This is a genomic window from [Clostridium] symbiosum ATCC 14940 (genome assembly GCF_000466485.1).
GTDB classification, from domain to species: Bacteria; Bacillota; Clostridia; order Lachnospirales; family Lachnospiraceae; genus Otoolea; species Otoolea symbiosa.
Genome location: NZ_KE993033.1, coordinates 5,223 through 17,841, shown reverse-complemented (window position 1 = coordinate 17,841; position 12,619 = coordinate 5,223). Strand labels below are relative to the sequence as shown.

Sequence of the window (12,619 nt, the reverse complement as noted above, 5' to 3'; positions counted from 1 at the left end):
CCAAATCTCCCACAAAGTGTGACGCACAGCTGACGAAAAGCAATTTTCAAACACGCTCTAACGCTATGTTTAATTTATCATATTTGGTTTCTTCCAACAACCATAAAAGGGGAATGAAAAGAAAGCATCCAGAAATATAGACTGTCAAAATATTTCATGATACAATCAAACAATAACGAGACCGTAACGAAAACTACTCATCGGAGCCATCAGCCATGAAGCGAATCACTTTAGAAGAAATAGAAAAAAACGGAAAATTTGAAACATATGAAGCTCTGTACCGCCATATTCTGTCTGAAATTTCCTCCGGGAGACTGAGTCCGGTGAAGGCATCCTGTATCAACGGAAAGAAACCGGCGCTTTATCTGCGGTACTGGGTCACGGAGGAGGAAAAAGATTACGGGTGTTTAAAGGAAGAATTAATCTACGGGCTGACGCCCCTGATTTCCCCGGATTACTACTTAAAGAACCTGTCACTCTATGAAAAAGACAGGGAGTGGGTGCGGATGCTGAATGGATTCCTGACAGAACGAAGAGAGCTGTTAAATCAGACAGAATCAATCAATGAACGGAGTTTTGAAATCTGGGGTCAGGAAAAATTTTTAAAAAGGGGCCAGGGAATGAGGATTCTGAAAAACTGCGGAATTTCCCCTGACTTTTTGAATTATTATGAGACTACAGAGCCGATGCCCTGTTATACCCATACGAGAGAGGTGCCGCAAAATCTGCTACTGCTGGAAAATAAGGATACCTTTTACAGCATGAGAAGGCATTTGCTGGAGGGCAAAGATACCATTCTGGGCATGAAAATCGGGACATTGATCTATGGGGCCGGAAAGGGAATCTTAAAATCCTTCCAGGACTTTTCGATTTGTGCGGAGCCATATATGCAGAACAGGCAGAATCAGATTTACTATTTTGGCGATTTAGACTATGAGGGAATCGGGATATATGAGAAACTGGAGCAGCTTTTTGGGGACCAATATTCGATTCGTCCATTTATGCCGGGCTATTTAAGAATGCTTGAAAAAGCAGAAGGCGTTTTGCTTCCGATTACAAAAGAGCAGCAAAACCGGAATCTCACAGGACAGTTTTTCGCCTGTTTCCCCCAAAGCGCAGTGGAGCAAATGAAGAAAATACTGGAAAGTGAGCAGTATATTCCGCAGGAAATCTTGAATATCAGGGATTTTGGCGGACTGGAGCGTGTTAATCTCCCACAAAGTGTGACGCACAGCTGACAGAAAGCAATTTTCAAACACGCTCCAGGAGCAAAGAGACAGAGAAAAAGGGTGGTATCAGAATGCGGTATGATTTTTTAAAGCATTTTCCCAAACGAATGAAACATGTTGGTCTTTATGCAGTTCTTTTACAGGGCAGCCTGCAGAAAACCACCTGGCAGAAATACGGGTTTGTACGGGCGGATGAGCAGATTAACCTAATCTTTGCAGTCCTTCTATATATCATGGAGCAGTCTTTAAAGGAAGAATATTGCACAAAAGACGACATCGGCGTTTTTATTGATGAACTGAATATGGAGTATTTAAAAAAGGATATGGCCTATGAGGACTGCAAGAGCCTGGGCGATTTTATTTTAAATGTTGTTCTGTCCAATGAAGGGAAGGCCATGTACTTTGATGGCTATAATTTTGAGCAGAAGGCGTATCAGATTATGAATATCAGCTATGTGGCCAATCGGATTGTGTATGTGGAGGATGAGGTGAAGCGCACCTCCTATTACCTGACTGATGACGGCTATAACCTGCTTTTGGGAACGCTGGAGATGGAGAGCAACATGAAGCTGACCATCCATGAGATGATTTTTAAGATGCACCTGGAAAAGCAGAGCTATGATAAAGCGGTGGATGAGATAAAGAATGTATTTAATCTGCTGCGGATTCAGCTCCAGAAGATCCAGGAGGCCATGGGCAAGGTAAGGCGGAATGCGCTGAATTATTCTGTGGCGGAGTATGGAGATATTTTAGATGAAAATCTCGATACGATCAGCGATACCAACCAGAAATTCCAGGATTACAGAGAGCTTGTGAAGGCGCGGGCCAGAGAACTGGAAAAGGAGAAAATCAATATCAGAAGGTTGACTCCGGAAGAAGAGGAGAAGCTTAAAAATCTAAGGGAAATCGAGAGCTATCTGACCAGAACCATTGACGAGCATCAAAGAATTTTAAATGGCCATTTTGATTTAAAGGCGCTGTATACAAGGGAGTTGGAGCAGCTTTCACAGATGTCTCTGATTAAACGTTTTCCGCTGCGAAGCGCATTTTACGACAAGGTGCTGGAGAAACCGGAGATTATGGAGCGGATGGATCTGTTTTTGCGTCCGCTGTTTGGACAGGATCCGGATAAAATTTATAACCTGAATAAAGCGCTTGAGATCCAGAAGCCCATACGCCGCCGCCGGGAAGAGGAGGAGACGGAGCTTCTGGATTTGGATGAGGATGCGTGGCAGGAGGAGCAGGAAAGACGGCTTCGGGAAAAGCTGAAACGGTATGAGGGCAGCTTATCTTTTCTGTTGGAGCTGGCGTCGGAAAAGGGAGAGATAACGCTGGAGGAAATCAGCAGCAGGCTGCCGGAGGATGAGGAACAATCGGCGGACCGGGAGCGGCTGATTCCCAATACAGAAATTTTTAAAGAAATCATGGTGGAATTAATCAAGAACCAGCAGATTGATATACGAGCGCTGAGGAAAGAGCGAAGCGAATATATACGGGAAAAGGCAGACAGCTTCCAGTTGAATGAGATGCTTCTGGATCTGGCAGACCGGCAGGGCGATCCGATACAGAGAATTGAGGTGTACCGACTGGAGGACGGGAAGGTGATCGAATTCGGCCGGGTAAAGAGTGAGGATGGCAGAATAAAGCGGGTAGCCTGCTCCAATGTGCTGCTGCGGGTGATCCGGGAGGATAGATAATGGCATACGAAATAGAGGATATCAGGCTCAGCCAGGAGATTTTTTATTATCTTCTGGAGCATCATGAGCTGCGGGAAGACAATGAATTGAGATTATACAAAGCATACACCCAGGAAGAGACCATTCAGAACCTGGTCAAGTCCCAGGGTGAAATCAGCGACTGCCATATCGAACGGTACGGCAATGTGATTTATCTGATACCCAAGGAGAACAACAGCTTTCTGGGCTTTTCCAAAGCCCAGATGAAGGCGGCGCTGTGCCGCTCCAATGCCACGGATAAGGATTATTATTTATCCCAATTTGTGATTCTGACGCTTTTGGTGGAATTCTTCGACGGGCAGGGCAGCAGTGCCAAGTCCAGGGAATATATGCGGGTGGGAGAACTCCAAAACTGTATTTCAAAGCGCCTGAAAGAGGGGGCAAAGAGCCGGGGAGAAGAGGAGGAAGAGAAGCAGGGGATTGCATTTTCGAATATGCTGGAGGCGTATGAGGCGCTGCGGTCGGAGGAAAAGGGCTCCCGCGCCAAGACGACGAAAGAGGGATTTCTGTACCATCTTCTTACCTTTTTGCAGAAACAGGGCCTGATTGATTACGTGGAAGAAGATGAAATGATTAAAACGACAAAGAAGCTGGACAGCTTTATGGACTGGAATCTGTTGAATCAAAATCATTTTCAGAGAGTGAAGAAGGTATTGGGGGAGGTTGAATGAGTAAGATAAATGCAATCCGGCTGATTAATCTGAACTATAATAATAATGCCATAAAAATCAGTGATGAAACCTTTCATTTGAATGGAGATAGTACGCTTTTGTCCCTGAGAAACGGAGGCGGTAAATCGGTGCTGGTGCAGATGATGACGGCGCCGTTCGTGCATAAGCGCTACCGTGATGCCAAGGACAGGCCCTTTGAGAGCTATTTTACCGGCAGCAGACCCACCTTTATTCTGGTGGAATGGGCACTGGATCAGGGGGCCGGCTATGTCATGACCGGAATGATGGTGCGCAAGCGGCAGGAGATTTCCGGCGAGGAGACAGGTTCCGGAGAAGAACTTGAAATTGTGAACCTGATCAGTGAATACAAAGAGCGGTGCCTACTGGATATCAGCCACTTACCGGTGGTGGAAAAGACGAAGAAAGAGATTACCCTAAAGAGTTTCGGCGCCTGCCGCCAGTTATTTGAATCGTGGAAACGCGATAAAAGTGTCAATTTCTTTTTCTATGATATGAACAATCAGGCCCAATCGAGACAGTATTTTGACAAGCTGAAGGAGTACCAGATCAATTATAAAGAGTGGGAGACGATCATTAAGAAGGTCAATTTAAAGGAATCCGGTCTCTCGGATTTATTTGCCGACTGCCGTGACGAAAAGGGACTGGTGGAAAAATGGTTTCTCGACGCTGTGGAGAGCAAGCTGAACCGGGACAGGAACCGGATGAAAGAATTTCAGAATATCGTAGAAAAATACGTGGAGCAGTATAAAAATAACCGTTCCAAAATTGAACGGCGCGATACCATCCGCTGCTTTTGTGAGGAGGGGGAGAAAATCCGGGCGGAGGCCCTTCAATTTGAGGAGTCGCTTAAGCGGGTGGCATTTCATGAAAATCAGATTGCCGGTCTGAGAGCAGAGCTGGGCCGTCTGAGAAATGAGGAAGAGGAGGCCAGAGAAAAGCTTTTACAGGAAATAAAGGAGATTCAGGAAAAGCGGGAGTATCTGCTCTACAAAAAATTATCCGGAGAGTATTATGAGCTGGAAAAACAGGAGCGTTTTCACAGCAGCAGCCGGGATATGATTGATATGGAGCGGGAGGCGCTGAAACGGGAGTGCAGCGAGACTGAGAAACGTCTGCATTTATTGGAATGTGCCAGGCAGCAGGATGAAACGGACGAAGACGGCCGGGCTCTTCTGGAGGCCGTGGAACGGTTTGAGCTTGCAAAGAAAAAGGGAGAATCTCTGGAACCGGAACGGCAGCGATTAGGTTCCCTGTTGAAGCAATACTATCAGGAGGCCTGCAAAAGCTGGGAGGCGAAGCAGGAACAGAACCGGAAAGAGCAGGAGACGGTAAGGGAGACGCTGAAATCAAAAGAAGAGCGGCTGGAGGAGCTGCAGAATCAAATTATAGATTACGCCTCCAGGATGGCAGGGCAAAAGACCAGAATCGCAGTATTTGACCAGAGAGAAAACCGCTTTAATAAAATGTATGGAGAGAGTCTCAAACGAAACCTGCTGGGCGAGTACGAACCGGGAGCGCTGCAGATCCTTCTTCAAATTTATGAAAAGACACTGGAGGATGTGATTAAGGAGAGACTCACCCTCCGGCAGAAGCAGGAAACAGAGACAGAAGAGAAAAAGAAGCTGGAGCGGAGACTGGAGGATTTAAAGCAGGAGCTGGGAAGAAACGGCGAAGAACAGAGAGAGCTTTTTCGAATCGGCCGGGAATACGGGGAAGAACTTTCCGAGCGCAGGAAAATTTTGCGCTATCTGGAGCTTAAGGACTCCCTGGTATTTGAGCAGGATGCCATTCTTCAGGCTTCGGGACGGAAACTGAAAGAAATCCAGATTGCCAGGCGGGAACTGGAGCAGGAGGAGGAGCGGTGCCAGAAGGAATACGAACGCCTGACCCAGGGAAAGGTGCTGGAGCTTCCTAAAGAGTTTGAAGCCATGCTGAGGGAGCTGGAAATCCCATGCGTTTACGGTATGGAATGGCTGCAAAAAAACGGCAGAAGCGCGGGCGAAAACCAGAAGCTGGTGAAACGCCATCCATTTTTGCCTTACTCACTTTTGATTTCAAAGAGGGAGCTTAAAACCCTGCTTTCCTTTACAGAAAAAGGAGACGGAAAAGAGGTCTATACTTCCTTTCCGGTGCCAATGCTTTTGCGGGAAGAGCTGGAAGGCAGGGCCGGCGAGGAGGCGGGAACCGTTCTGGAATGGAACAAAATCCATTTTTACGTATATTTTAATCAAAATCTCTTAGACGAGGCAGCCCTGAAACGTATGGTGGAGGAAAAGGCACATCAGATGGATAAGCTGAAAAGTGCCATTTCCAGAAAACAAGAGGAATATCAGGGTTATTTTGAAAAGCAGGAAAAAGTACGGAACCAGAAGGTGACGAAAGAGTCCTACCAGGAAAACCAGGAAAAACTGGAAGAAAACGGCCGCCGGGAGCAGGAGCTGAAAGGACAGATCGAAGCTGCGGCCGCACAAGCCAGAACCCTGGAAGAGGAGCTGGAGCAGTTCAGAGGCCGGATTCAGAAACTGGAAAATGATGACAGGTGGCAGACGCAGCGTTTATCCGAGTTTAAAGAATTTTCATCCGAATATGCAGCCTATCTTGAAGAGAGAAATGAGCTGGAACGCTGTGAAAAGAAGGCGGCCAGCCTGTCGGAGCAAAAGGCCGTGTGCAGAGAGCAGATGGAGCGGCTTAGACGGCAGCTTCAGACACTTGAGAATGCAGCCGCAGATCTGAAAGAGAAGGTCCGGGATAACCGGGAAAAATATCTGGTGTATGAGACATTTCCGGAACATTTTGCAGAGATAGAAGCGCCTTGGCAGACCGGGGAAGGCCGGGAAGAAGCATATGCACAGATGGAGGCGAGATATCAGGCCATTACGGCCGGCTTTTCAATGGAACAGCAGGAACTGGAAAGATGGGTGTTAGAGTGCAGAAAACGCCATGGAAAATCGAAGGAGGAACTGGCCTGGCTCAGGGATAAGTATAAGCTGGAGGATGGAGCCTGGAAGACGGTTCTGTACAGCAGAGAGGAAGAGTACCACCAGCGATCCGTCTTGGAAGAGCGGAGCGAAAAGAAAATCCTGAAAGATTCCGAATGGAATAAGGAGGACAGAGTGTTATTGCTGCTGCGTCAGTCGATGAAGCAGAAAAAAGAGAAAATGGCGGAGACCTGCGGCAAAGACGAGCCTCTTCCCCAGAGTGAGATTATGTCGGAGGATATCGATGCACAGATGAATGAGCTTTCCTGGCAGGAGAAAGAGAAAAAGCAGCAGCAGGAGCAGCACGAAAAAAGGATTAACAGCTATGAGCAGAATATTACCTCTCTGTCCGAGTATAATCATTTGGAGCAGCGGGAGGAGATAAGCTGGGAAACAGATATATCCCTGCTTGATAAGAAACAGCTTGATGATTTTAAGGGGGAGACAGTCAGGGAGTACCGCTTAAGCATCAGCGCCTCCGGAGAATGTAAGGCTCGGATGGTACAGCAGCTCAATCGAATTCTCAGAATGGATGTATTCCGGGAGGAATTTTACCGGAAGCCCCTGGAAGCCATGCTGGAGGTTTCAGGTATTGCCGCCCAGGTATTGGCTCAGCTTAACATAACGGTACAGTCGTATCAGAGCCTGATGGAAAAGCTGGAGGTAGATATTTCGCTGGTGGAAAAGGAAAAAGCCAGAATTGCAGAGATATTGGAGGATTATCTGAAGGATGTCCATGAAAATTTGGGGAAAATCGATCACAATTCTACCATCACCGTGAGGGAACGGCCGATTAAGATGCTCCGCCTTGAGCTTCCTTCCTGGGAGGAAAATTTGACTGTATATCAGCTTAGAATCAATGACTTTCTGAACGAGATTACGAGACAGGGAATTGAATGGTTTGAGCGCAACGAAAATGCCCAGGAATATTTTGGCACCCAGCTCACAACGAAACATCTCTATGATACGGTTGCCGGCATTGGAAATGTACAGATTCATCTCTTCAAGATCGAGGAGCAGAGGGAGTATCCCATCACCTGGGCCGATGTGGCCAGAAACTCGGGAGGGGAGGGCTTTTTGTCCGCCTTTATCATCCTTTCCAGCCTGCTCTGCTATATGCGGCGGGATGATTCAGATTTCTTCGCAGACAGAAATGAAGGAAAGGTTCTCGTCATGGATAATCCATTTGCCCAGACCAACGCGGTCCATCTTTTAAAGCCGCTGATGGATATGGCAAAGAAGACCAACACGCAGCTTATCTGCCTGTCAGGCCTTGGCGGAGAGTCCATTTATAACCGGTTTGACAATATCTACGTCCTGAATCTGGTTGCCGCCGGTCTCAGAAATTCCGTCCAGTATGTGCGGACGGAACATATCAAAGGAACCGAGGCGGAGACAGTGATTGCGTCGCGGATACAGGTGGCGGAGCAGATGGAGATGATGTTTTAGAAAGAAGTGTTCTATCGGAAAAAGTTGGGGTAGAATAAAAAATAAGGTACGAAAAGGAGAAAAAGTATATAACAGGACATGACTGTAATCCTGACTCCGGGCAGTATAGAGCAGAAGAGAAACAATAAAAAACAACCGAATGTGGTTTCTGATACTGCATATTTCAATGGACTTCTTGAGAGAATTTCCAAAACAGAACATATTGGTACATTCAGAGAATTTATTGATTTCGTTATCAATGAAAGTCATATGCAGCGTCATCTAATTTAAAAGCAAAAAGAGCCTATGGATAATTCAGCGCTTTTACCGCCAAAACATCCACAGGCTCTTTCTGCTTTTTTCTAATACAATTTCAATACCAAACTCTCATAGCTAGTACAGCATTGTGCAATTAACGGTGAATATAGCCTGACGCAGATATCAGGCACTCTATTCACTGTTAATTACGCAATACTGTACTAGAGCAGACTTCCTACAACTGTCGCAGAATATAATTCTTCACCTGCTCCAGCCCGCTCTTTTTCCATTCCCCATCCTCGGCCTTCTCAGCCAAAGGAAGAATAACGGAAAAGTCCATATGAGCATCTTTAAAATAACCATCCGGTTCTTCGCTGAAGAAGTACCGGTTCCAAACCTCCTCCGGTGCGTCGGTAAAGCGTTCGGGTTCCAGATAGATCATCTTTTTCCGTTCTTCTTCCACAAACGCTTTCGCGCCCAGAGGAGCAAGCAGCTCGTACTCTTTAGCTGGAATATTGGTGAAGATGCCGGGAAGCGGCGTTATATCAATTCGTTCGTCACCTCGTACGATACGGATGCCGATGGCATCAAAATCCATCTTTTCTTCAGTAAAATTAAGCTTCAGCAGGATTCCGATGTCGGTGTAAAGGTGAACGCGTTGATAGTCCGTATCAAAGATGAAGTTCCCCAGCGAGTAAAAAATTGCTTTTCCGTTATCGAACAATTCATAGTTCTCCGGGACGTGGGGATGATGGCCAACCACTACGTCTGCGCCCAGCTCCAGGAATTTGAGGTACCGATCACGGGTATAGGGGCTGGGAAGGCTGGTAAACTCTTCGCCGCCATGGGAGATGACAATACACCATCTGCATTTTGATTTAATCTCGGCAATGCGTTCTGCAATGGCGTCAAGAGCGTCCCAGCGGAAAATGCCAGGTTCGGTTGAGGTTGCCGGGATGCATTCTGTCTGGTAGGCAACACAAATCATGCCGATGCCGCCTGCTTCCTCCAGATAGACAGGCTCGGAGGCCTCCTTTTCGTTTAAGCCGGCGCCGACGGTACGGCATCCCATCTCTTTTGCGATGTTTTTAGTGCTGATGACCCCCTCCCGTCCGGCATCCATGGTGTGATTGTTTCCGATACTCCAGATATCTGCATGAGCGAGTTTCAGAACACGGGTGGCCGCAGGGTTCATGCTGTGAAAGAAAATACCTCTGGAGCCGTCATCGACAGCATCAATCAGAGCTCCCTCCACATTTGCCACAGTGTGATCCGCACTATGAAAGAAGTCTAAGATTGGTCCGGACAAAAGGTTATCGTCCTCCCAACGTCTGTCCATGTACCGGTCGAATCCGATATCACCAGTAAAAACAATCGAAGTTTTGTTTTTGCTTATCATTGATTCTCCTTTTCAAAATTACATGAAGAACTGAAGCAGCGCACCCATGCCGAGTCCGCAGAAGTTCCCGACGGCAGCTCCCAGAACTCCCATTAATACACCGATACCGGCAAAGGAACCATCATAGGCAGTTGCAATGATAGGAGCGGAAGCCGATCCGCCGATACAGGCTACGGAGGCGGTGGAACACATGCACAGATCCCAATGGAACAGCTTGGAGAGTAAGAACATCAGGATAATGTGGATTGCTAAAACTGCGATACCGTATACAACCCACATCGGTGCAGCTACGAGATCGACTAAAGTTGCAGTAGATGCCAGTAAGGCAACGATGGCATACAGGTAAACGTTAGATAATTCATTGACTGCCGGAAGTTTGCCCATCCGTGTCATCGCACAGATTAATCCAAGAACAGTAACGAATACGGTAGTACATGTACCCTTATCAAAGAAAGCCAAACCGCTGGCTTTTAATACTGTGTTCATCTGACCGCCAACCCACTGAGAAACCGCGGAAACCATTAAGGAAACTCCGATTAAGAAGATCCAGTCGGCAGCAGTTGGTTTGATGTTGGCTTCTTTTGCAATTTCTTCATTGGCAGCAGCGGCAACGGCGTCCAGGCCGGAGGTATCTGCCTTACATGCTTTATTCCATTTACCGGAATATTTTACGGCGAAGAGAAGAAGTGCGATCCATACGGAATAGCATGCGGTATCCAGTGCCAAAGCACAGGAGTAAGCGCCGGCATCTACCGGAAGTGCATCCTGCATTGCAGCCATGTTGGCAGAACCGCCGACCCAGGAGGCGTAAAGGGCAGCTGTTGCGCCCCAGGTTTTCTCAGCACCGCCCAGGGAGTTTGCGAAGACCGGATAAAGGGCGAAGAAAGCGATACCTAAAGTAATGGCACAGCCCATAAAAATGGCGATCATTCTCGGCCCCAGCTTGCCCAGCTTGCGGAAATCGCAGCGAAGCAGCATAACAAAAATCATGGCGTAAAGTATGTTGTTCTTTAATGCACCATAGGCGGCGGAACAGGCCTCCGAATTAAAGAGTCCCATGGTACAGAATGCCATATTCAGGACATAAATCCAAACCAGCGGCGGGATAATGTTGAATACTTTCCATTTTGCATATTTTTCAAGGGCCAGCAGGCCTCCGGCCAGAAGCATCAGGAACGCAATGTAGGTAAAGCTGTTTGTAATAGTAAACATAGACACATCTCCTTTTGTATATTATTTTTATTTTGCAAGCTGATAAAGCGCCTCGGCAAGTATATGTGCATTCTGCATCAGCTCGTCAATTTTAATAAATTCATCCGGTTTATGCTCCCGCACCTCGTCTCCCGGGAAAATGGGGCCAAAGGCCACAATGTTGGGAATTACCTTGGCATAGGTGCCGCCGCCGATGGATTTGGGATAGGGCGGAAGTCCGGTCTGTTCGGCATAGACGCGCAGAAGCGTCTGAACCAGGGGGCTGTTTTCCGGTAAATAAAGGCATTTTTTATGTATTTCTTTGAGTTGTGTAAATCCTGATTCTGCGAAAGCCTGATTCAGGATCGGCGCGCATTCCTCATACGTCTTTGTAACCGGATAACGGTAGTTGATTCTGATGATAAAGGAAGCAGCATCTCCCTGAACCGTTCCCAAATTGAAGGTGAGTTTTCCTGACGGTTCATCGGAAAGTGCGATGCCGAGCCGGGTTCCGTCAGATTCCAGACCGATTTTTTCGGCAAGGAAATGAATTTGTGAGGCAAGCGGCTCAGACAGAGGCAGCCTGTCCAGCGCGGTTAATAAAAGGCCAATGGCATTGACGCCAAGCTCCGGGAAGGCTCCGTGGGCACTGACACCGGCAGCCGCGATTCGGATTCCCTGCTCTGTGGGAGTGCAGGTGATGGCATTGCCGGATTCGGCAGTGAGCTTGTGAATAAGCTCTTTCGCAAGCTCCGGCGGACAGCAAAGATTTGCCTCGGCAGAGGCAGGAACCACATTGGGAGCGTCTCCGCCGGAAATCCCCATTAAAATCAACGGACCACTCTGGGTATATTCCGCTTTAAAATCCACATTAATGATACCTTTTTCTCCATTGATAATCGGGTATTCGCCGTCCGGAGTAATACCCATAACCGGGAGTTCTCCGCCATGGCTGATGTAATATTTCATATCATTGCTTCCGGTTTCCTCATTGGTACCAAAGAGAATGCGGATCCGGCGTTTTAAGGGAAGCTTGCTGTCGCGCAGAGCGGCCAGGGCATACAGCGCGGTGATGGTCGGTCCTTTGTCATCGATGGAACCGCGTCCAAGAACCTTTCCGTCCCGAATCTCACCTCCAAAGGGAGGAAAACTCCATCCCTCGCCTTCCGGGACCACATCCAGATGTCCCAATACGGCAATCATCTCTTCCCCCTCACCATATTCGCACCAGCCCATCTGGTTATCCAGATTAACAACGGAAAATCCCAGCTCTTTTGCAGTTTGTAATGCGTGATCCAGACAGTCACGGATTCCCATTCCATAGGGAGCGTCCTCCGCCGGTGTATCTTCCACACTGCGTATCCGGATGCTTTCCTGCAGTGTTTTGAGAAGCGCTTCCTTTTGAAGCTCTACGGCCTCCTGTAACTTCATAATTAATAACCTCCTTTCCTTTGAAACAAATAAAAACCCAGTAAAAAACAGGGAGAGAGAGTATCTCTTCTGCTTTTTGCTGGGTTTCATTTCGCTTAGTAGACAGGGAAACTGCCATGTGCATAATGAAGCAGCGTTTGTATTTTCGCTTATGTCTATTTTAATTCCAATCGTTAGATTTGTCAATTAATTTGAGGGAATCAAATACTTTTTTGTGCAATATCGCTATTTGGGATATAAATGAGGTGAGGACGCCGCCGGTACGGCCAGCGGACGG

The 12,619-nt window shown here is 47.4% G+C and carries 8 protein-coding genes; 5 read left to right on the top strand and 3 right to left on the bottom strand.

What is annotated here, in order from left to right; all coding sequences use genetic code 11:
• The 5 genes from CLOSYM_RS24300 to CLOSYM_RS20295 all read left to right on the top strand — a co-directional run.
• A partial coding sequence (locus tag CLOSYM_RS24300; protein ID WP_416985403.1) for a DUF6783 domain-containing protein occupies positions 1–140 on the top strand: 140 nt, incomplete at its 5' end.
• A gap of 75 nt (positions 141–215) precedes the next feature.
• A complete protein-coding gene (locus tag CLOSYM_RS20310; protein ID WP_021643605.1) occupies positions 216–1,238 on the top strand; it encodes a Wadjet anti-phage system protein JetD domain-containing protein in 1,023 nt (340 codons plus the stop codon).
• Positions 1,239–1,300: 62 nt separating this feature from the next.
• The gene (locus CLOSYM_RS20305; protein WP_003508561.1) at positions 1,301–2,926 is read left to right on the top strand and encodes a hypothetical protein; all 1,626 of its coding nucleotides are present in this window, start codon (positions 1,301–1,303) and stop codon (positions 2,924–2,926) included.
• The gene (locus CLOSYM_RS20300; protein WP_021643604.1) at positions 2,926–3,636 is read left to right on the top strand and encodes a DUF6063 family protein; all 711 of its coding nucleotides are present in this window, start codon (positions 2,926–2,928) and stop codon (positions 3,634–3,636) included. Before CLOSYM_RS20305 ends, CLOSYM_RS20300 begins: the two co-directional genes overlap by 1 nt.
• Positions 3,633–8,084, top strand: a complete 4,452-nt coding sequence (locus CLOSYM_RS20295) for a coiled-coil domain-containing protein (protein WP_021643603.1) — start codon at positions 3,633–3,635, stop codon at positions 8,082–8,084. Before CLOSYM_RS20300 ends, CLOSYM_RS20295 begins: the two co-directional genes overlap by 4 nt.
• A gap of 472 nt (positions 8,085–8,556) precedes the next feature.
• Here CLOSYM_RS20295 and CLOSYM_RS20285 read toward each other — a convergent pair whose 3' ends face one another.
• From CLOSYM_RS20285 to pepV, 3 genes are read right to left on the bottom strand one after another with little or no spacing between them, the layout of a single operon-like run.
• Complete coding sequence (locus CLOSYM_RS20285) at positions 8,557–9,720, bottom strand: CapA family protein (RefSeq protein ID WP_021643601.1); 1,164 nt, start codon at positions 9,718–9,720, stop codon at positions 8,557–8,559.
• An 18-nt stretch (positions 9,721–9,738) separates the two neighbouring features.
• Entirely contained in the window at positions 9,739–10,932 is a 1,194-nt protein-coding gene (locus CLOSYM_RS20280) for a DUF819 family protein (protein WP_003502085.1), read from the bottom strand.
• A 27-nt stretch (positions 10,933–10,959) separates the two neighbouring features.
• Positions 10,960–12,342 (bottom strand): dipeptidase PepV, encoded by a 1,383-nt coding sequence (gene pepV, locus CLOSYM_RS20275; RefSeq protein ID WP_044903024.1) that lies wholly within the window; start codon positions 12,340–12,342, stop codon positions 10,960–10,962.
• Positions 12,343–12,619 lie beyond the last annotated feature (277 nt).

Coding starts and splice junctions, on each gene's coding strand:
- CLOSYM_RS20310 (WP_021643605.1), top strand. CDS start 216: ATGAAGCGAATCACTTTAGAAGAAATAGAAAAAAACGGAAAATTTGAA.
- CLOSYM_RS20305 (WP_003508561.1), top strand. CDS start 1,301: ATGCGGTATGATTTTTTAAAGCATTTTCCCAAACGAATGAAACATGTT.
- CLOSYM_RS20300 (WP_021643604.1), top strand. CDS start 2,926: ATGGCATACGAAATAGAGGATATCAGGCTCAGCCAGGAGATTTTTTAT.
- CLOSYM_RS20295 (WP_021643603.1), top strand. CDS start 3,633: ATGAGTAAGATAAATGCAATCCGGCTGATTAATCTGAACTATAATAAT.
- CLOSYM_RS20285 (WP_021643601.1), bottom strand. CDS start 9,720: ATGATAAGCAAAAACAAAACTTCGATTGTTTTTACTGGTGATATCGGA.
- CLOSYM_RS20280 (WP_003502085.1), bottom strand. CDS start 10,932: ATGTTTACTATTACAAACAGCTTTACCTACATTGCGTTCCTGATGCTT.
- pepV (WP_044903024.1), bottom strand. CDS start 12,342: ATGAAGTTACAGGAGGCCGTAGAGCTTCAAAAGGAAGCGCTTCTCAAA.